The sequence below is a fragment of the Pseudarthrobacter raffinosi genome, from assembly GCF_023913735.1.
Lineage (GTDB): Bacteria > Actinomycetota > Actinomycetes > Actinomycetales > Micrococcaceae > Arthrobacter > Arthrobacter raffinosi.
Window position 1 is genome coordinate 135,376 of the sequence record NZ_JAMXBH010000003.1, and the last position, 17,808, is coordinate 153,183.

The following is a 17,808-nucleotide window of genomic DNA, read 5'->3' on the forward strand; positions in this document are numbered from 1 at the left end:
GGCAAATGCGCCAGGGGATCACCGACGGACAGAGCCGCCTGCTGACATCCTGGCTCGGGGAATTCAGCGTGGTGCAGGACTACTCGTGGCCCCTGCAGGACACGAACGTCCTCCACGTTGTAACGCCGTCGGGCGAAGGATTCATCGTCAAGGCGAGCACCACAAGCCACCATATCCGCCGCGAGATCGCCGCCCATGCCGGCGGGTTCGACGGGCTCCACGGCCGGGTCCCGGCGTTACGCCATGCCTCGGCGGCGTCGGGCATCCTGGTGACGGAGTTCCTGCCGGGGGTCCTGGTCGAGGGGACGCCGGCCGAGGATGATCCGGAAACGTACCGCCAGGCGGGGGCGCTGCTGGCGAGGATTCACCGGCCCGCCGGGGTCTCGTCCACGTACGCATCAGCCCTCACGGCCAAGACCCGTGCGTGGATGGACCGTGCCCACGGGCTGCTGCCGGAATCGCAACTCGACAGCTTTGAACAGGCGCTCGGTGCACTGCGCCCGGGCGTGGCGCAGCTGGTGGCAACGCACGGCGATTACCAGCCGAGGAACTGGCTGCAGGACCACGGGCAGATCAAGATCATCGACTTCGGCCGTGCCGAACCGCGTCCGTGGGTGCACGATCTGGTGCGGCTCAGCCACCAGCGGTTCGTTGGCAGGCCCGACCTGGCGGACGCGTTCCATTCAGGCCTGGGCAAAACGGTGGCACCGGCGGAGGCTGACCTGTGGCGGCTGGAGAACCTGCACCAGGCCATCGGCACGGTGGTGTGGGCCAACCAAGTGGGCGACACCGCGTTTGAACAGACGGGCCGCGCCATGGTGGAGCGCGTGCTGTCCGGCGCCTGAAATGGAACCGACCCACATCGGCGCAGGGGGCACTTCCCTGCTACTCTCCTCCCGGGGGACGTCACGAAGACAGCCTGAAGGAGCCGGAAATGTTCGTCAAAGTCTGTGGTCTCAGTACGCCCGAATCAGTCCGTGCCGCCGTGGAGGCCGGGGCGGACGCCGTCGGGTTTGTCCTGACGGCCAGCCCGCGGGTGGTCTCGCCGTCGCAGGTTTCCACTCTTCTGGCCGATGTGCCGGAAGGCATGGTTGCCGTCGGCGTTTTCCGGCATGAACCTGTCGCCGATGCCATTGCCATCGCCCGTTCCGCCGGACTCGAGTGGGTCCAACTCCATGCAGACCTCACCGCGGAAGACGTCACAACAGTGCACGGCGCCGGCATGAAGCTGATCAGGGCCGTCACCATGGCAGCCACTGCGGACGCGTTCGCCGACTGGGGCGAGGAACTCCTGTTGATTGACGCCGCCGTGCCCGGCTCCGGACAGGCCTGGGACTACGCCTCCATGGTGGACGTGACAGCACTCCAGGACCGCAAGTGGCTGCTGGCCGGCGGACTGGATCCGGATACCGTGGCGCACGCCACCGCAGCAGCAGGCGCGTGGGGCGTGGACGTCAGCTCCGGCGTCGAGGTTTCCCGCGGCGTGAAGGACCTGGACAAGATCCGGGCCTTCGTGAAGGCCGCCAAGGGCTGAGGCCCGGTCCAAGCTTCAGGTCCCAAGTTCAGGGGCCAATCAGGGCAGACCCGTACGTTTTTGTCAGACCCCGCGGGGCACAATGGACAGATGAAGACACTGCTCAACATCATCTGGCTGGTATTCGGCGGACTCTGGCTTGCCCTGGGCTATTTCCTCGCCGGCATCATCTGCTGCCTGCTGATCGTCACCATTCCGTGGGGCATCGCGTCGTTCCGGATTGCGGCGTACACGCTCTGGCCGTTCGGGCGCATGGTGGTGGACAAGCCGGGCGGGACGGGCGTGTTCCCTCTCCTGGGGAATGTCATCTGGCTGGTGGTGGCGGGCATCTGGATCGCGATCGGCCACGTGCTGACAGCCATTGCCATGGCGGTCACCATCATCGGCATCCCGCTGGCCATCGCCAACCTCAAGCTCATCCCGGTCAGCCTGATGCCGCTGGGCAAGCAGATCGTTCCCACTAACAGCCCGTTCGTTACCGCATACCGCTAGCCGGCGGCGTTCCCAGGGGTTTCGCTGAATCCGGGGACCAGTCCCTGGGCTTCGAGCTCTTCTGACCGCAGCGCGCGCAGCACACAGAACTCGTTGCCGTCCGGGTCAGCCATGACCACCCAGGTGGCCTCCGGCCCCTGCCCGACGGAAATGCGCGACGCGCCAAGGGTTTCCAGCCGCTGCACCTCCTCGGCCTGGTCGTCCGGACGAAGGTCCAGGTGCAGCCGGTTCTTGAGCTCCTTCCGCTCCGGGACTTTCACGAAGAGCAGGTCCGGGCTGACGCCGTCGGCCGGACTGCCTGCTGGCGGCTCCAACACGATTTCGTCCTCCGCCTCATAGGTGCGGCGCCACCCCAGGGCCTTCTCCCAGAAATCGGCGGGCACTTTGGGGTCGGTGGAATCGATGCTGAGGGCTTGGATGCGCAGGTTCATCCGAGCAGTCTTGCACCGGCCGGGGTGCCCGTAAAGGCTCCCGGCGGTCGCGCGGAGAGTCAGGCCAGCTCGCCCTGCAGGTTCCGGCGGGCGGCATCGAGCCACAGTTCCCGTGCGCGGTCGCCGTGGAAAAGGGGGTCCAGTTCCAGCAGATGACGGACGACGGCGGCGCGGCCGGCCGCGAAGTCGGCGTCGCCGATGTGCGCGTAGTCTTCCCGGACGGCGGCCACATACCGGGCGTACGGCTCAGGTTCGCCGCCAAGGACTGACAGGTCCGCGTCGCAGAGGAGGGCGCCGTCGTCGTCCCCTGGCTCGGGGCGGTGGTCCGATGTCAGCCGCACCAGCCGGGCCACCTCGTCAACATCGGCGGCCGGGAGCCCCGCGTCCGTGAGGCGCTCCTCTGCGAGCCGGGCCGATTCCTCCTCGTCCTGGCCGGCGACCCCGCGGTACACGGCATCGTGGAACCAGGCTGCGAGCAGCACTGTCCGCGGCGGATCGGCGGGGTCGGTGAGCAGGTCCATGGCCTCAAGTACGGCCAGCAGGTGCGTGCAGCCGTGATACCGGCGGTGGTCCTCGCTCCAGCGGTCCAGCAGATCCAGGAAGAGGGCGTCGTGTCCGGGCATGATGGCTTCCCAGCGGTTCAGCAACGGGACCTTGAGTGACTTGTTGCGCTGCCGGGCCGGGATGCGCAGCCCGCTGGCGATGAGCTTGCGAACCAGGGTCCGGGCTTCCACGGCGATGGCGCCCGCGGCGACGAGGTCGTCGAACCGGCGCTCGGCAACGTCGTAGTGGTCGCCGTCGAACGCCCGGTCCGGGATGCCGGCCGCGGCAGCGAAGGCGTGCAGTTCCGCCAGCGACGTGTCCGAGATGAGGTGCGAAAAATGCGTGCCGTGGGCGGGCCACAGCGGCGGATCAAGGTAAATCGCCATGGGGGAAGTCTAGTGCGGCGGCTCTCCGCGGGGCCGGTCAGGAGCCGGCCGGCAGGATGTTCTGGTTTCCCTGGAAGACGTTCCGCGGATCGAAGTCATGCTTGACCCTGGCCAGCCGCGCGTAATTCCCGTTTCCGAACGCGGCGCGGATGCGCTCCTGGCCCTCGTTGCCGATGAAATTGAGCCACACCCCGCCTGTGGCATAGGGCGCAATCTTGCCGCGGAAGTCCTTCACCCAGGCCTTGGCCAGCTGGCCTTCCTCGGGTGTTGGCGAGATGCCGTAGGGATGGCTCACCCAGGCCGCGTTCCGGTTGATCAGGGGCGTGGCCGCGCCAGCGTTCCCGCCGACGGCGCCGCCCCACCGGGCGATGAGCTGCTGGGACGTGGCATCGGGAAGGTTCCGGGCGGATTCCACGAACAAGTCCAGGGCCGCGTCGGGAAGTTCGTTGTGGTAGTCCGCGCTCCAGTAGTTGTAGTGGTCCGGCGGATCGTCCAGGGAGGACTGGAAATCGGCGTACGGGGTGTCGGCCACGAGGTCCACTGCAGGCCCGAGCTCGCGGAACGGTCTGGCGTGTTCGGAGCCCTCCTCGGGCTCACCCGCGTAGACGTACGCGATGAGGGTGGCCATCTTTCCTACCAGGTGCTCCGGCACAAACGGCTCCGGCGGTGCCGTGAAATAGAGGAGCGCCAGGCCCACTCGGTCCGGGGCTGCCAGCGCCAGGTCCCGGAACGCCCGGGAAATGTCGGTGGCCGCCTCCCCGGGCCACAGCCACATCCCGGCATGGACCACGGGGCCGAGCCTGTGCGCCTGGAACGTGAAGGACGTGGCCACGCCGAAATTGCCGCCGCCGCCGTGGAGGGCCCAGAAGAGTTCCGGGTTTTCCCGGGCGCTCGCGGTGACGCGCTCGCCGTCGGCCGTCACCAGGTCCACCGAGACGAGACTGTCGCACGCGAACCCGAAGGACCGCTCCAGCCAGCCTGACCCGCCGCCCAGGGTGAAGCCGGCGACGCCGGTGGTGGAGGCCCGCCCGCCGGTGACGGCCAGGGCATGCTCCTGGGTGGCGCGGTCGAACTCGCCCCATGTGACGCCTGCCCCGGCGGTGACGATGCCGGATTCGGGGTCCACGTCGATCGACTTCATGGGCCGGACATCGATTACCAGGCCGTCGTTGTTCATGGACATTCCGGCCACTGAGTGGCCGCCGGCACGGACAGCGATGGCGAGGGAATTTTCCCGTCCATAGCGGAGGGCTTCGGCCACGTCCGCGTCATTCGAACACTGGGCAATCACCGCCGGACGCCGGTCAATCATGGCGTTGAAGACCTTCCGGGCCGGGTCATAGTCGGGGCTGTCAGGCCTGATCCACTTCATCACAAACGCTCCTCAGCGACTGCGGCCCCTCCCCTCCACATAGCGTAGGACTTGGGCCCACCACCTTCCATAGGCAGTTGACCCGAACCCTCAGGCGGAGGCGAAACCAGCGTCCACGTCCTTTTCTGATCCGCGGCGAAAGCTACTAAGAAAACACGCAAATGCGGACTAGAATCATGAAATGCCCACTATTCGCGTATCCGAAGCAGCACGGTTCCTCGGCGTCAGTGACGACACGGTCCGGCGCTGGATAGAGAACGGCAGCCTCACCCCCGTGAAGGACGACGCCGGCCGGCTGGCAGTCGACGGCCTGGAACTGGCAAGGCACGCCCAGAAGCTCGCGCAGCTTCCCGAGGACCCGCACCGTTCAGGAAGTTCGGCGCGCAACAGGTTCGTCGGCCTGGTCACGGGGATCACTGCGGACAAAGTCATGGCCCAGGTGGAACTCCAGTGCGGGCCGTTCCGGGTGGTGTCGCTGATGAGCAGTGAAGCCGTCCGCGACCTGGGCCTGGAACTGGGCTCCGTGGCCACCGCGGTGGTCAAAGCAACCACGGTCATCATCGAAACCCCGCACGGAAAGAGCATCATTTGAGCACCCTCAAACACGGCACCCCCGTCATAATCACGGCTGCCCTCATGCTGGGCCTCGCCGCGTGCGCACCGGCTACGACGTCCACGGCCACACAGCCCGCCGCGTCGCATTCCCCGGACGCCGCCGGCCAGGTCTCCGGGACCATCATGGTCTTCGCAGCCGCGTCGCTCAAGGCCACATTCACCCAGCTGGCCAGCGACTTCGAGGCGAAGAACCCCGGCACCAAGATCGTGCTGAGCTTCGCCGGTTCCTCGGACCTGGTCACCCAGATCACCCAGGGCGCACCGGCCGATGTTGTTGCCTCCGCCGACACCAAGAACATGACCAAGCTGGCCGAGGCCAAGCTCCTGGACGGGACCGCGAAGAACTTCGCCACCAACGTCCTGGAGATCGCCGTCCCGCCGTCCAATCCGGCGTCGATCGCGTCCTTCGCGGACCTGGCCAAGCCAGGCGTCAAGGTGGTTGTCTGTGCCAGCCAGGTTCCGTGCGGGGCGGCTGCGGACACAGTGGAAAAGGCGGCGGGAGTGACCCTTTCGCCGGTCAGCGAGGAGTCATCGGTGACGGACGTCCTGGGCAAGGTCACCTCGGGCGAGGCCGACGCCGGGCTGGTCTACGTCACCGACGTCAAAGGCGCCGGAGGCAAGGTCAAGGGGATCCCGTTCGACGAATCCGGCAAGGCAGTCAACACGTATCCAATCGCCACAGTAGGCTCGAGCCGGAACAAGGAACTGGCGGCAGCCTTCATCGCGATGGTGACCGGCGCCGACGGGCAGAAAACCCTGCGCGCGGCCGGCTTCGGCGCCCCGTAAGTAAGCCGCACCCAAGGAGAGCATGAGACAGGCCAGGAACGGCGGGTATGGCGGCGTCCCACGCTGGATTTACGTCCTTGCGGCTGCGGGTGGCCTGTTCGTGGTGCTACCGCTCGCGGCCATGGTGGCGAAGGTCAACTGGGCCCAGTTCATCCCGCTGATCACGTCGGAAGCGTCGCTGCAGGCCCTTGGGTTGAGCCTGCGCACGTCCGCGGCCAGCACCGTCCTGTGTATCGTGCTGGGTGTGCCGCTGGCCCTGGTCCTGGCCCGCGGCAGCTTCCCCGGCCAGCGCTTCCTCCGCTCACTGGTCCTGCTCCCGCTGGTTCTTCCGCCCGTGGTGGGCGGCATCGCACTCCTGTACACGTTCGGGCGGCAGGGGCTGCTGGGCCGGACGCTGGAAGTGGCTGGCCTGCAGATCGCCTTTTCAACGACGGCGGTCATCCTGGCCCAGACGTTTGTGGCCCTTCCGTTCCTGGTGGTCAGCCTCGAGGGTGCACTGCGGACCGCCGGGAACCGGTACGAAGCGGTGGCCGCGACGCTCGGCGCCGGGCCCACCACGGTGCTCCGCCGTGTCACTCTCCCGCTCGTGCTGCCGGGGCTGGCCTCCGGCGCAGTGCTGTCCTTCGCCCGCAGCCTGGGCGAATTCGGCGCCACCCTCACGTTCGCGGGCAGCCTGCAGGGGGTGACCCGGACCCTGCCGCTGGAAATCTACCTGCAGCGGGAAACGGACGCCGATGCCGCCGTCGCGCTTTCCCTGGTCCTCGTGGCGGTGGCGGTTGCCGTGGTGGCGCTCGCGTACCGCAGTCCCCGCGCCGCCGAACGGGCCCCAGCACTAAGCGGGGAACGCACGACGCCGGCGCCCGGCCAGGGCGGTGCGGTCCGGTGACGTTCTCGGTTCAGGCCGCCGTGGCCAGCCGCGAGTTCGACGTCTCCCTCGCGCTGGGCCCGGCCGAAACGGTGGCCGTTATGGGAGCCAATGGCGCGGGCAAATCCACCCTGCTGAACGTCATCGCGGGCCTGCTGCACCCGGACTCGGGCACGGCCGAACTGGACGGCAAGACGCTGTTCGACCTCACCGCCGGACGCGGCGAATGGACGGCTCCGCACCGGCGCGGCACGGCGCTCCTGGCCCAGGAACCGCTGCTGTTCCCGCACCTGAGCGTGCTGGAGAACGTGGCCTTCGGACCCCGGAGTGCGGGGGCCTCGAAGCAGGCCGCGCGGGAGTCCGCCCTGCGGTGGCTCACGGAAGTGGAGGCGACGGAGCTGCAGTCCCGCCGACCGGCCGAGCTCTCCGGCGGCCAGGCGCAGCGCGTTGCGGTGGCGCGGGCGCTCGCCGCCGACCCCGGGCTCCTCCTCCTGGACGAACCGATGGCCGCTCTGGATATCCATGCGGCGCCGCTGCTCCGGCGCCTGCTCAAGCGCGTGCTGGCCGGCCGCCGCGCCGTCATCATCACCCACGACGTCCTGGATGCCCTGATGCTGGCCGACCGGGTGGTCATCCTCGAAAACGGGCGGATCAGCGAGGAAGGCCCCACCCGCGACATCCTCCAGCGCCCGCGCAGCCGGTTCGCGGCCGGACTCGCCGGGCTCAACTTTGTGGCCGGCCACCTGACCGAACACGGTCTGCGGGCCGGTGCCCTCAACCTCTATGGCCACCGCGACGCAGCCGCCCCGCTCCCTACCGGGCAGCCGGGCGTGGCTGTCTTTCCGCCGTCGGCCGTTTCCGTTTTCCTCACCGAAGCGCATGGCAGCCCGCGGAACTCCTTCGCCGTGACCATTACCGACCTGGAGCCGCACGGGGACGGGATCCGGGTCCGCGCCGGGGAGGGCGGGCAGCTGAGTGCGGACATCACGCCGGCTGCCTCTGTTGATCTCGGGCTGGCGCCGGGCATGCAGGTGTACTTCGTGATCAAGGCCGGCGCCGTCGCCATCTACCCCGGCTGAAGAGGCGGAATACGCGGGTAGGCTGGTCAGCGTCGCAAGCTGGGTCATCACGGCCAAGCACTGCAACTCAACATCGCTGAAGTCCGTCCGCCTGGGCACCACGTACCTGGAAACCGGCGGAACGGTGAAAACGGTGGCCGCCCGCTATCCGTCCTGCGCTGGCGATGTCCTGCTCCTGATCTGACTGGCCTAACAGACCACCGGGCGGGTGGCTCATTGGGGGAGCCGCCTGCCCTACATCCCCGGGATATCGAGGGTTTCGTGGATCTCGATAGTGGCGCCTGCGCCGGACATGAAGTGCGGGTGGCCGTCCATCAGGGCAACGGCGGCGTCCAGATCCTCGGCCTGGATGATGCTGTAGCCGCCCACTGTGGCTGCCGTATCAGCGACGGACGAGCCGTCCATGACTTTGGTGGCGCCCAGCGGTGTGCCGAGGTCAACAATGCCGTCGCCGGCCTTGGCCGCCCAGTCCATCCACATTTTCATGCCGGCTCGGCCGCTTCGGGGCTCGCTTCGGCCAGGGCTTTGCGGGCCGTGGCGGAGGGGTGCCGGGATCGGATTCTTCCATGGGCAGCGCTCGGCTCTGGACAGGCAGTTCGCCGTCGGCAAACATGGGGCGTAGAGGGCATTTCCTCAAAGTTGAGCGTTGTAGACTCAACTTAGCGAAAAAGCGCATCCCCGGAAGGAGCTCTCTTTGGACGTCAAATTCACCACCAAGAGCCAGGAGGCTCTCTCGGCAGCAGCCATGAACGCCTCCACGGCAGGGAATCCCCAGGTGGAACCCGCCCACCTGCTCAAGGCGCTGATGGATCAGCGGGAGGGCGTCGCCGTCGCGCTTCTCCGCGCCACGGGCGCCGACCCGGATACCGTCAGCGTGCAGGCGAGCGGTGCCATCAAGGCGCTGCCGGCAACGTCGGGCGGCTCCACACAGCAGGCGCAGCTGTCCCGGCCCGCCCTGCAGGCCATCCAGAACGCCAAGAATGAAGCGGACCGGCTGGGTGACACGTATGTCTCCACCGAAGTGCTGCTGTTGGGGCTCTCTGCCGGGAGCGACGCCGTCGGGCGGTTAATGCGCGACGCCGGTGCCTCCCATGAAGCGCTGCTCGCCGCCCTGCCGGGTGTTCGCGGCGACCGCAAGGTCACCACGCCGGACCCGGAAAACACATTCCAGTCGCTGGAGAGGTTTGGCACTGACCTCACCGCGATGGCGCGTGCGGGCAAGCTGGACCCGGTGATTGGCCGCGACACCGAGATCCGGCGCATCATCCAGGTGCTGAGCCGCCGCACCAAGAACAACCCCGTCATCATCGGCGAGCCGGGCGTAGGCAAGACCGCCGTCGTCGAAGGGCTCGCCCAACGGATCGTGGCGGGCGATGTCCCGGAAAGCCTGAGGGGCAAGAATCTGATCGCCCTCGACCTCGCGTCCATGGTGGCCGGGGCGAAGTACCGCGGCGAGTTCGAGGAGCGGCTCAAGGCCGTCCTGGAGGAGATCAAGAATTCGGACGGCCAGATTGTCACTTTCATCGACGAGATCCACACGGTGGTGGGCGCCGGTGCCACGGGGGAGTCATCGATGGATGCCGGCAACATGCTCAAGCCCATGCTGGCCCGCGGTGAGCTGCGGCTGATCGGTGCCACCACCTTGGATGAGTACCGTGAGAACATCGAGAAGGACCCGGCCCTGGAGCGCCGGTTCCAGCCGGTGTACGTGGGTGAGCCCAGCGTGGAGGACACCATCGGGATCCTCCGCGGACTCAAGGAACGCTACGAGGCGCACCACAAGGTCACCATCGCCGACTCTGCGCTGGTAGCCGCCGCAACCCTGTCCAACCGCTACATTTCCGGCCGCCAGCTGCCGGACAAGGCCATCGACCTCGTGGACGAGGCCGCCTCGCGGCTGCGGATGGAGATCGACTCCGCACCGGAGGAGATCGACCAGCTGCGCCGTGCCGTGGACCGGCTGACCATGGAGGAACTGGCCCTCGCGAACGAGAAGGATGCCGCCTCGGTGGAGCGCCTGGCCGCCCTCCGCGCGGACAAGGCCGACAAGAGCGAGGAGCTGGACGCGCTGAATGCGCGCTGGGCCGCAGAAAGGGCTGGACTCAACCGGGTGGGCGACCTGAAGGCCAAGCTGGATGAGCTCCGCTCCACGGCGGACAAGGCGCAGCGTGAAGGCGACCTGGAGACTGCGTCGCGGATCCTCTATGGCGAGATTCCGGCAGTGGAGCGGGAGCTGAACGCGGCCGCCGCAGCCGAAGAGGCGGTGACGGACAAGACTGCCCAGATGGTGGCTGACGAGGTCACGGCGGACGACATTGCCGAGGTCATTTCGGCGTGGACCGGCATTCCGGCCGGGCGAATGCTGCAGGGCGAAAGCCAGAAGCTGCTCCATATGGAGCAGGAGCTCGGCAAGCGCCTGATCGGCCAGTCCAAGGCGGTGGCCGCGGTGTCCGACGCTGTCCGCCGTGCCCGGGCCGGCATCAGCGATCCCAACCGGCCCACGGGTTCGTTCCTGTTCCTGGGGCCCACGGGCGTAGGCAAGACGGAGCTGGCCAAGGCGCTCGCGGATTTCCTGTTCGACGACGAACGCGCCATGGTGCGGCTGGACATGTCCGAGTACGGCGAGAAGCACTCGGTGGCGCGGCTGGTGGGCGCCCCTCCGGGATACGTCGGCTACGAGGAGGGCGGCCAGCTGACGGAGGCCGTCCGCCGTCGGCCGTACTCCGTGATCCTGCTGGACGAGGTGGAGAAGGCCCATCCGGAGGTCTTTGACATCCTCCTGCAGGTGCTCGACGACGGCCGCCTCACCGATGGCCAAGGCAGGACCGTGGACTTCCGCAACGCCATCCTGGTGCTGACGTCCAACCTGGGCAGTCAGTTCCTGGTGGACCAGTCGTTGGACGCGCAGGCCAAGCGGGCCGCGGTCATGGCCACCGTCAACGCGTCCTTCAAGCCGGAGTTCCTGAACCGGCTGGACGAGATTGTGCTGTTCGAGGCCCTGACCGTTGACGAGCTGGCGGAGATTGTGGAACTGCAGGTGGCCGAGCTCGGCAGGAGGCTGCGTGATCGCCGGCTCTCCCTGGACGTGTCTGACGGCGCCCGCGCCTGGCTGGCCATGTCCGGCTTCGATTCCGCGTACGGTGCCCGGCCGCTCCGCCGGCTGGTGCAGCGCGAGATCGGTGACCGTCTGGCCAGGGCCATCCTGTCCGGCGACATCGCGGACGGTGACACGGTGCTCGTGGACACCGCGGCCGACGTCGACGAACTCACCATCGAAGGACTGGAGGCTCTGGCAGCGCCCGACGGCGGTGCTCCGGCCGGCACGGGCCTGGTGGTGCGGCGGAAGGAATAGCGGTCCTGCAAGGCTCGGGCGAACCCTATTTCGGGGCAGCAGATTCCCGTATTTCATAGCTGAGGTTTTGGTGGTCCGCATCCATTTCGTTGACTTGGATGCGGTATCCGTCAGGGTCATTGACGGTGATGAAACGGCCGAACGTTTCGTCCATGATGTCCGACGGGGCATATCCGGCAGCTCTTAGTCGCTCTGCGGTGAGCTCCAGCTTTTCGTCCGTGGAGAAGTGCAGCGCTACTGCTCCGGCATCTGAGTGTGTGGTTCCCGCTTGGGCAATGTGGAGCCGAAGTTGCCCGCCGTTGCCGTACAGGTCCGCCCAGGTTCCGCTTGTTGCTGCAGCGTTCTCGTTCAACCCAAGGGTGGAATAAAACTTGTTGGCGAGCTCGATGTTCCGCACGAAGCGGATCGGAGTAACTCTCATTTGGTTGAACCTTCCTTGTTGAGGGCCTGGGTCAGCGTTTCTTCGACGAACGACGACAGTGATAGTCCGCGTTCGATTGCTGCGTGTTTGACCTGCTTGACTAGGTCTGTTGGCAGGTAGATGTTGGACTGTGTCTTGTCGGCCACACCCGCCCCTGAAGGTCCTGAGCCAACGCGATGGTCAGCATGTTCGGCGCCGCCTTGGACATCTTGTAGGCATAACTTGTTGACAGGTCTGCGAACGTACCGCTGGCCTGGCCGACAGGGAGCCCAGGCGCGAGGTCACGTTGACGATGATCGGGTCGGGCGCCGCCAGCAGGCTTGGCAACAGAAACTGCGCCAGTCATCGCGCTCAATTTCCTCCAAGCCGCTACGAAGCGGGAACGAGCCTGAAGGCATAGCGTCCGTCTGGGCCGCTGCCGGGATTCATGGTGAAGTCTGCACCGTCGGTGTCCAGCTTCACTTGCGCCGCGAACACCCCGCCGTCGCACGCGACACGGACTGGTTCCAGAACGGCGGCGCCTGCCCAGCTCGCCAATGACAACTCGACGTCGGCGGGTCCTTCGCACAGGAAGTGCAGTTTGTATTTGCCGGGCTGCGCCGTTGCGCCTTGGGACGAGGAGCCAGCCGCACCCTCAGCCGGGCCACCGTGCTCACAGCCCGTCAGCGATACCACAAGTGCGGCCGAAACGAACAGGACCCGTGTGCGCTGAGTCTGCGTCCCCCAAAGAGCTGACATGCCCCGAGTCTAAACCCCCAGCCCAAAGGTCAAACCAGCGAACCGCCGAATGCAATGAAGCCGTAGGCTCTGTATCCGTTCGCGTGTAATGCGGTCTGTTAGGGCAGTGCGCTGGCGTTGATGACGTTCCCGCCGTCGGCTGTGACGTAGCAGTCCACGCGCCGGTCGCCTGATTCCCAACTGGTGCTGCTGGGGTAGGCCCGCTGGAAGTTCAGCGTGTACTCGTTCGCTGCCGGTCCCAGCTTGGCCGCCTGGCAGGCCTCCAGGGCCTTGGCGGCAAGGGCCTCCCGGCCCGGATAGGAGCCGACGGCGGGGTAGCGGAAAACGGCCACAAGCTGGGCTGAGTGGCCTGTATCGCAGGCCACCACCGTTGACCGCAAAGCCTCGGGGTCAAAATCCTTGAAGCAGTCGCCCAGCCGGTAGTCCGGCGGCTCCACACCCTCACGGGGGAGCGGGAGTGGCGTGACCAGGGGAGTGGGTGAGATTTCCACGATCCCCGAGCCGCCGTCGTCGGACGTCTGGGGCGCCTCGGAATCCAGCCACACGGCGAGCCACACCAGGCCTCCCACCACGCCGAGCAGAACCACCACAAAGACGGCCTTCAGGAAAGTAGACGCGACCTGCCGGGGCTTCCGGACCGGGCCCTCCATGGCAGGCGCCGTGACCGCCACCTGCGGCAACCCCGCGGTGGGCGGAGCGCCGGGTTTGGGCGGGACGGGGCGCGATTCCTGGTTCTCCATCCGGATACCCCTCCTGGGTGTCGCCTCGTGATGCTGCACGCCCCATGCACCCGGATCGGCAGCTGATGAAGAGACTCTATCCAACAAAAAAGCCGGGAACCCCGCGCGTCGCCGCGGATAGGGTACCCGACATGGCGTCCGCGCGCACGGGCCGGGGCGCACCGGGCGCGGAAAGCATGTAATCTAGGTGTTACGACAAATTGACCAAACATTCCGGGGCCTCACCGATAGCCAAGGTGACCACCTCCGGTCCGAGTACAAAAGGGGGTCACGCCATGGGGCGCGGCCGTCAAAAGGCAAAAGCTACCAAGCAGGCTCGGGATATTAAGTACTATTCCCCGAACACTGACTATTCGGCCCTTCAGCGAGAGCTCAAAGGTCCTGAAGGTCGTGCCACGAGCCATTTCGCGAATGACCCGGTTGAACCGGATTATTCGGCTTATGTGGATAAGTACGCGGACGATTTGGAAGAAGACGACGACGAGGTACACACCCGTCGGATCGGCTAGTTGTTGCACGCCGGCCCCGCCGCAAGGCGCCCGGCCCCGCGACGCTGCAGTACGTTCGGACGCCGTTCGTTAGTACAGCGCTTCTTTTCAGCACCCCGGATCCCAGCGGACCCGCGGTGCTGGCCTCAGTTAGCAGGCCCGTTGCCTGCGCCGGAACCCGGTGCCGGTGGCGGGCTTTTTGGTGTTGACTGGAGGCGTTGATGCGTGTGCCGCCCGCGAAAGGACCTCCCATGCCAGGAAACTCCTCATCCACCAGCTACCGCCACGGTGAACCGTGCTGGGCTGACGTCCAGACCCGGGACGTGGAGGCAGCCAAGGCCTTCTACGCAGCGGTGTTCGGGTGGACCTTCAAGGACCTGCCCACGCCCGATGGGCGCAGCTATGCCCAGGCGTTCGTGGGGGAGGACCTGGTGGCCGTGGTGGCGCCGCAGAACCCGCACCAGGAATCTCTCGGCACGCACGCCCAATGGAACATCTACTTCGCGGCCGAGGACGCCGGTGCGCTGGCCGAGGAAGTTCCCCACGCCGGCGGCGCAGTGCAGTTCGGCCCCGAGGAAGTGGCGGACACCGGCGTGATGGTGTTTGTGGATCCTCCCGGCGGCGGGACCACCGGCGTGTGGCAGCCCGGAACGCACACGGGCTCCGGCCGGTACAACGAGGCCGGTGCGCTGTCCTGGACGGAGCTGATGACGCCCGAGCCGCGGGCCGCCGTCGGGTTCTTCCAGCAGCTGTTCGGCCACGAGGTGACCGAGTATCCCCAGGACGACGGCGGGACGTACAGCACGCTGATGGTGAACGGCGCGGAGGTGGCCGGGATCGTCGCGGCCGAGGCGCCTGCCAGGTGGCAGATCTACTTCGGCGTCACCGACGTGGCCGATGCCGTGCGGAAAGCCGTGGCGGCGGGCGCGGAAGTGCTGATCGCGCCGGAGCCGGATGACGACGATACTCCCGGCGCCACGGCCACCCTCAAGGACCCGCAGGGCGGTGTGTTCAGCCTGCTGGAGGTTTAGCGCCTGACGCTTAACGCATCGAGTGCTCCGCAACCGCCGTTTTCAAGGTTCAAAAGGGCGGTTGCGGAGCACTCGATGAGGGTTTAGGCGTAGGCGTTGACCAAGCGGACGGCGCCGCCGTCCACACCCTTGGCGCCCTGGACGTAGTCCGGACCGGTCTTGAGGATGGAATCCGAGTCCGCGGTGACGGTGCCCATGATCCAGGACGGGACGCCGCGGTCGTTGAGGCGGGCCACGGCGGCGTCGGCGGCTTCGGCGGACACGATGGCCACCATGCCCACGCCGAGGTTCAGGGTGCGCTCGAGGTCGGCCAGCGGGACGTTGCCCAGCTCGGAGACCAGCTTGAAGATGGCCGGAAGCTCCCAGGTGGCGCGGTCCACGGTGGCCACGAGGCCCTGCGGCAGGACGCGGGCCAGGTTGGCGGCCAGGCCGCCGCCGGTGACGTGGCTGAAGCCGTGCACGGCGTTGGCGCTGTTCACCGGGAAGGCGCGGGCAAGGTCCAGGCAGTCTGCAGCGTAGACGCGGGTGGGTTCCAGCAGTTCCTCGCCCAGCGTGCGGCCGAGTTCGGAGACCTGGCGGTCCAGTGCCCAGCCGGCGTGGTTGATGACGCGGCGGACCAGGGAGTAGCCGTTGGAGTGCAGGCCGGAGGAGGCCATACCAATTACAACGTCGCCGGCGCGGACGCGGTCCGGGCCCAGCAGGTCGGAGGCCTCGACAACACCGGTGGCGGCACCGGCAACATCGTATTCGTGCTCGCCCAGCAGTCCGGGGTGCTCGGCGGTTTCGCCGCCCACCAGGGCGGTGCCAGCCACGGAGCAGGCCGCGGCGATGCCGCGGACGATGTCCGCGATACGCTCGGGGACAACCTTGCCGCAGGCGATGTAATCGGTCATAAAGAGCGGCTCGGCGCCTACTACGACGATGTCGTCAACCACCATGCCCACCAGGTCAAAGCCAATGGTGTCGTGGATGTCCATGGCCTGGGCAATGGCAACCTTGGTGCCCACGCCATCGGTGGACGTGGCCAGCAGCGGGCGCTTGAAGGTCAGCAGGCGCGAGACGTCGTACAGGCCGGCGAAGCCGCCCACTCCGCCGATGACGGAGGAATTGTGGGTGGCCTTCACGGCACCCTTCATCAGCTCCACGGCGCGGTCGCCGGCTTCAACGTCAACACCGGCGGAGGCGTACGTGATGCCTGCGGGGATCAGTGGGCTGTTACCGGCGGCGGCGGGGGTTGCGGAAGTCATACGGACTCTTTCTTTTCAGCGCCGGGGATGGTGGCTTCGTGGCGGATCGCAGGCACGTGGTCTTCTTCGGTGAGCAGGTTCTCGAACTCGGCGTCCGGTCCCGGATCGCAGCCGGTGGCGCCGGCCTTCTCCGCCGGGTCCTCCTCGGCGTCGATCGCAAGGGCCGCCGTTGCGCCGGGGAGGGCAGAGGGCGACGGGGTGAGGCCGCCGAGGTCGGTACGCTCCAGCAGGTTCTTGCCCAGTTTGTCCGCGCCCGGGAGCTCGATGGGGTACGTGCCGGTGAAGCAGGCCGTGCAGAGGCGCTCGCGCGGCTGCCTGGTGGCGTTGATCATGCCGTCTTCGGAAATGTACGCCAGGGAATCGGCGCCGATGGCCTGGGAGATTTCCTCGATGGTGGCGCCGTTGGCGATCAGTTCCGCGCGGGAAGCGAAGTCGATCCCGTAGAAGCACGGCCATTTGACCGGCGGGGAGGAGATCTTGATGTGGACGGACGCGGCGCCGGCCTCGCGGAGCATCCGGACAATGGCGCGCTGGGTGTTGCCGCGGACGATCGAGTCATCCACCACCACGACGCGCTTGCCGCGGATCACGGACTCGAGGGCGTTCAGCTTGAGCCGGATGCCCAGCTGGCGCAGGGTCTGCGAGGGCTGGATGAACGTGCGGCCCACGTAGGAGTTCTTGACGAAGCCATGCGCGAACGGGATGCCGGATTCCTCGGCGTAGCCCACGGCCGCGGGGGTGCCGGACTCCGGGACCGGGATGACAATGTCCGCCTCCTGGGTGTTTTCGCGGGCCAGCTGGCGGCCCATCTCCACACGGGACTCGTACACGGAGCGTCCCGCGATGGCGGCGTCCGGCCGGGCGAGGTAAACGTATTCGAAAACGCAGCCGGCCGGCGTCGCCTCCGCGAAGCGCTTGGAACGCACGCCGTCCTCGTCGATGGCGATGAATTCGCCGGGCTCGATTTCGCGGATGAAGCTGGCGCCCACGGTGGCCAGGGCGGACTGCTCGGAGGCAACCACCCAGCCGCGCTCCAGCCGGCCCAGGACCAGTGGGCGGATGCCGTAGGTATCGCGTGCCGCGTAGAGGGTGCCTTCGTCCATAAACACGAAACAGAAACCGCCCTTGATCTTCGGCAGCAGCTCCATGGCGGTCTGTTCGAGGGTCTTGCCCTCCTCGCCTTCAAGCAGTGCCGTGACCAGGGCGGTGTCCGACGTGTTGCCCTGCTTCATTTCGCCGCTGAGCTGGCCGCCGTTGCGTTCCATGATCATGGCGTTGAGCTCGGCCGTGTTGGTCAGGTTGCCGTTGTGCGCCAGGGCAACCGTGCCGGTGCTGGTGGCGCCGAGGGTGGGCTGGGCGTTGGCCCAGTGGCTGGCTCCGGTGGTGGAGTAGCGGCAGTGTCCCACCGCCAGGTGCCCGGTGAGGGTGTTCAGCGTGGTCTCGTCGAAGACCTGGGATACGAGGCCCATGTCCTTGTAGACGTTGATCCGCTTGCCGTCACTGGTAGCTATACCAGCCGACTCCTGACCGCGGTGCTGCAATGCATACAGCCCGTAATAGGTTAGTTTTGCTACTTCTTCACCTGGCGCCCAGACCCCGAAAACGCCACAAGCGTCCTGAGGTCCCTTTTCGCCAGGGAGAAGATCATGAGAAAGTTTTCCATCGCCGCGTGCCACTGGTCGATTATC

20 protein-coding genes are annotated in these 17,808 nt (G+C 67.1%); 10 read left to right on the top strand and 10 right to left on the bottom strand.

Features of this window, described 5'->3' with window-relative positions:
• Nucleotides 1-5: 5 nt before the first annotated feature.
• The 3 genes from NG698_RS03895 to NG698_RS03905 all read left to right on the top strand — a co-directional run bounded on the left by NG698_RS03895 (nt 6) and on the right by NG698_RS03905 (nt 2,026).
• The gene (locus tag NG698_RS03895; RefSeq protein WP_252608152.1) at nt 6-845 is read left to right on the top strand and encodes a phosphotransferase; all 840 of its coding nucleotides are present in this window, start codon (nt 6-8) and stop codon (nt 843-845) included.
• A gap of 89 nt (nt 846-934) precedes the next feature.
• Nucleotides 935-1,534, top strand: coding sequence for a phosphoribosylanthranilate isomerase (locus tag NG698_RS03900; RefSeq protein WP_252608154.1), 600 nt, complete (start codon nt 935-937; stop codon nt 1,532-1,534).
• A 90-nt stretch (nt 1,535-1,624) separates the two neighbouring features.
• The gene (locus tag NG698_RS03905; protein WP_248763765.1) at nt 1,625-2,026 is read left to right on the top strand and encodes a YccF domain-containing protein; all 402 of its coding nucleotides are present in this window, start codon (nt 1,625-1,627) and stop codon (nt 2,024-2,026) included.
• Here NG698_RS03905 and NG698_RS03910 read toward each other — a convergent pair.
• The 3 genes from NG698_RS03910 to NG698_RS03920 are packed head-to-tail and all read right to left on the bottom strand — an operon-like array spanning nt 2,023 to nt 4,758.
• Entirely contained in the window at nt 2,023-2,457 is a 435-nt protein-coding gene (locus tag NG698_RS03910; protein WP_252608156.1) for a VOC family protein, read from the bottom strand. The two genes, NG698_RS03905 and NG698_RS03910, sit on opposite strands and share 4 nt — an antisense overlap.
• 59 nt (nt 2,458-2,516) lie before the next feature.
• The gene (locus tag NG698_RS03915) at nt 2,517-3,386 is read right to left on the bottom strand and encodes a DUF4031 domain-containing protein (protein WP_252608157.1); all 870 of its coding nucleotides are present in this window, start codon (nt 3,384-3,386) and stop codon (nt 2,517-2,519) included.
• A 37-nt stretch (nt 3,387-3,423) separates the two neighbouring features.
• Entirely contained in the window at nt 3,424-4,758 is a 1,335-nt protein-coding gene (locus NG698_RS03920; RefSeq protein ID WP_252608158.1) for an FAD-binding oxidoreductase, read from the bottom strand.
• A 181-nt stretch (nt 4,759-4,939) separates the two neighbouring features.
• Between NG698_RS03920 and NG698_RS03925 the strand changes: the two genes are divergently transcribed.
• From NG698_RS03925 to NG698_RS03940, 4 genes are read left to right on the top strand one after another with little or no spacing between them, the layout of a single operon-like run.
• Nucleotides 4,940-5,350 carry a TOBE domain-containing protein gene (locus NG698_RS03925; RefSeq protein WP_252608159.1) on the top strand — a complete coding sequence of 137 codons (411 nt, stop codon included), beginning with the start codon at nt 4,940-4,942 and terminating at the stop codon, nt 5,348-5,350.
• Between the two features lie 44 nt (nt 5,351-5,394).
• Nucleotides 5,395-6,159 (top strand): molybdate ABC transporter substrate-binding protein, encoded by a 765-nt coding sequence (gene modA, locus NG698_RS03930; protein WP_252608296.1) that lies wholly within the window; start codon nt 5,395-5,397, stop codon nt 6,157-6,159.
• Nucleotides 6,160-6,181: 22 nt separating this feature from the next.
• On the top strand, nt 6,182-7,045 hold the full coding sequence (locus NG698_RS03935) for an ABC transporter permease (RefSeq protein WP_252608160.1): 864 nt from the start codon (nt 6,182-6,184) through the stop codon (nt 7,043-7,045).
• Entirely contained in the window at nt 7,042-8,103 is a 1,062-nt protein-coding gene (locus NG698_RS03940) for a sulfate/molybdate ABC transporter ATP-binding protein (RefSeq protein ID WP_252598998.1), read from the top strand. Before NG698_RS03935 ends, NG698_RS03940 begins: the two co-directional genes overlap by 4 nt.
• Before the next feature lie 234 nt (nt 8,104-8,337).
• Here NG698_RS03940 and NG698_RS03945 read toward each other — a convergent pair whose 3' ends face one another.
• A complete protein-coding gene (locus NG698_RS03945; RefSeq protein WP_252598997.1) occupies nt 8,338-8,589 on the bottom strand; it encodes a YciI family protein in 252 nt (83 codons plus the stop codon).
• 208 nt (nt 8,590-8,797) lie between these two features.
• Between NG698_RS03945 and clpB the strand changes: the two genes are divergently transcribed.
• A complete protein-coding gene (clpB, locus tag NG698_RS03950; RefSeq protein WP_252608161.1) occupies nt 8,798-11,455 on the top strand; it encodes an ATP-dependent chaperone ClpB in 2,658 nt (885 codons plus the stop codon).
• Nucleotides 11,456-11,480: 25 nt separating this feature from the next.
• Here clpB and NG698_RS03955 read toward each other — a convergent pair whose 3' ends face one another.
• The 4 genes from NG698_RS03955 to NG698_RS03970 all read right to left on the bottom strand — a co-directional run bounded on the left by NG698_RS03955 (nt 11,481) and on the right by NG698_RS03970 (nt 13,354).
• The gene (locus NG698_RS03955; protein ID WP_252598994.1) at nt 11,481-11,876 is read right to left on the bottom strand and encodes a VOC family protein; all 396 of its coding nucleotides are present in this window, start codon (nt 11,874-11,876) and stop codon (nt 11,481-11,483) included.
• Nucleotides 11,873-12,022 (bottom strand): ribbon-helix-helix domain-containing protein, encoded by a 150-nt coding sequence (locus NG698_RS03960; RefSeq protein WP_252598992.1) that lies wholly within the window; start codon nt 12,020-12,022, stop codon nt 11,873-11,875. The genes NG698_RS03955 and NG698_RS03960 overlap by 4 nt, the downstream gene beginning before the upstream one ends.
• A gap of 223 nt (nt 12,023-12,245) precedes the next feature.
• A complete protein-coding gene (locus NG698_RS03965; RefSeq protein ID WP_252598990.1) occupies nt 12,246-12,614 on the bottom strand; it encodes a hypothetical protein in 369 nt (122 codons plus the stop codon).
• A gap of 98 nt (nt 12,615-12,712) precedes the next feature.
• On the bottom strand, nt 12,713-13,354 hold the full coding sequence (locus tag NG698_RS03970; RefSeq protein WP_252598988.1) for a septum formation family protein: 642 nt from the start codon (nt 13,352-13,354) through the stop codon (nt 12,713-12,715).
• Between the two features lie 275 nt (nt 13,355-13,629).
• On the opposite strand from NG698_RS03970, the gene NG698_RS03975 reads away from it, so the two are divergent.
• Together NG698_RS03975 and NG698_RS03980 are read left to right on the top strand one after the other, a co-directional pair.
• Complete coding sequence (locus tag NG698_RS03975) at nt 13,630-13,863, top strand: DUF3073 domain-containing protein (protein ID WP_056341155.1); 234 nt, start codon at nt 13,630-13,632, stop codon at nt 13,861-13,863.
• Nucleotides 13,864-14,093: 230 nt separating this feature from the next.
• Nucleotides 14,094-14,873, top strand: a complete 780-nt coding sequence (locus tag NG698_RS03980; protein WP_252608162.1) for a VOC family protein — start codon at nt 14,094-14,096, stop codon at nt 14,871-14,873.
• An 83-nt stretch (nt 14,874-14,956) separates the two neighbouring features.
• On the opposite strand, the gene purM is transcribed toward NG698_RS03980, so the two are convergent.
• Both purM and purF read right to left on the bottom strand, forming a co-directional pair.
• A complete protein-coding gene (gene purM / locus NG698_RS03985) occupies nt 14,957-16,120 on the bottom strand; it encodes a phosphoribosylformylglycinamidine cyclo-ligase (RefSeq protein ID WP_252598984.1) in 1,164 nt (387 codons plus the stop codon).
• The gene (gene purF / locus NG698_RS03990) at nt 16,117-17,796 is read right to left on the bottom strand and encodes an amidophosphoribosyltransferase (RefSeq protein ID WP_252608163.1); all 1,680 of its coding nucleotides are present in this window, start codon (nt 17,794-17,796) and stop codon (nt 16,117-16,119) included. Before purF ends, purM begins: the two co-directional genes overlap by 4 nt.
• Nucleotides 17,797-17,808 lie beyond the last annotated feature (12 nt).

What these genes read in the sequence shown, in the direction of transcription:
- NG698_RS03895 (WP_252608152.1), top strand. Translation starts at nt 6, where the DNA reads ATGCGCCAGGGGATCACCGACGGACAGAGCCGCCTGCTGACATCCTGG.
- NG698_RS03900 (WP_252608154.1), top strand. Translation starts at nt 935, where the DNA reads ATGTTCGTCAAAGTCTGTGGTCTCAGTACGCCCGAATCAGTCCGTGCC.
- NG698_RS03905 (WP_248763765.1), top strand. Translation starts at nt 1,625, where the DNA reads ATGAAGACACTGCTCAACATCATCTGGCTGGTATTCGGCGGACTCTGG.
- NG698_RS03910 (WP_252608156.1), bottom strand. Translation starts at nt 2,457, where the DNA reads ATGAACCTGCGCATCCAAGCCCTCAGCATCGATTCCACCGACCCCAAA.
- NG698_RS03915 (WP_252608157.1), bottom strand. Translation starts at nt 3,386, where the DNA reads ATGGCGATTTACCTTGATCCGCCGCTGTGGCCCGCCCACGGCACGCAT.
- NG698_RS03920 (WP_252608158.1), bottom strand. Translation starts at nt 4,758, where the DNA reads ATGAAGTGGATCAGGCCTGACAGCCCCGACTATGACCCGGCCCGGAAG.
- NG698_RS03925 (WP_252608159.1), top strand. Translation starts at nt 4,940, where the DNA reads ATGCCCACTATTCGCGTATCCGAAGCAGCACGGTTCCTCGGCGTCAGT.
- modA (WP_252608296.1), top strand. Translation starts at nt 5,395, where the DNA reads ATGCTGGGCCTCGCCGCGTGCGCACCGGCTACGACGTCCACGGCCACA.
- NG698_RS03935 (WP_252608160.1), top strand. Translation starts at nt 6,182, where the DNA reads ATGAGACAGGCCAGGAACGGCGGGTATGGCGGCGTCCCACGCTGGATT.
- NG698_RS03945 (WP_252598997.1), bottom strand. Translation starts at nt 8,589, where the DNA reads ATGAAAATGTGGATGGACTGGGCGGCCAAGGCCGGCGACGGCATTGTT.
- NG698_RS03955 (WP_252598994.1), bottom strand. Translation starts at nt 11,876, where the DNA reads ATGAGAGTTACTCCGATCCGCTTCGTGCGGAACATCGAGCTCGCCAAC.
- NG698_RS03965 (WP_252598990.1), bottom strand. Translation starts at nt 12,614, where the DNA reads ATGTCAGCTCTTTGGGGGACGCAGACTCAGCGCACACGGGTCCTGTTC.
- NG698_RS03970 (WP_252598988.1), bottom strand. Translation starts at nt 13,354, where the DNA reads ATGGAGAACCAGGAATCGCGCCCCGTCCCGCCCAAACCCGGCGCTCCG.
- NG698_RS03975 (WP_056341155.1), top strand. Translation starts at nt 13,630, where the DNA reads ATGGGGCGCGGCCGTCAAAAGGCAAAAGCTACCAAGCAGGCTCGGGAT.
- NG698_RS03980 (WP_252608162.1), top strand. Translation starts at nt 14,094, where the DNA reads ATGCCAGGAAACTCCTCATCCACCAGCTACCGCCACGGTGAACCGTGC.
- purM (WP_252598984.1), bottom strand. Translation starts at nt 16,120, where the DNA reads ATGACTTCCGCAACCCCCGCCGCCGCCGGTAACAGCCCACTGATCCCC.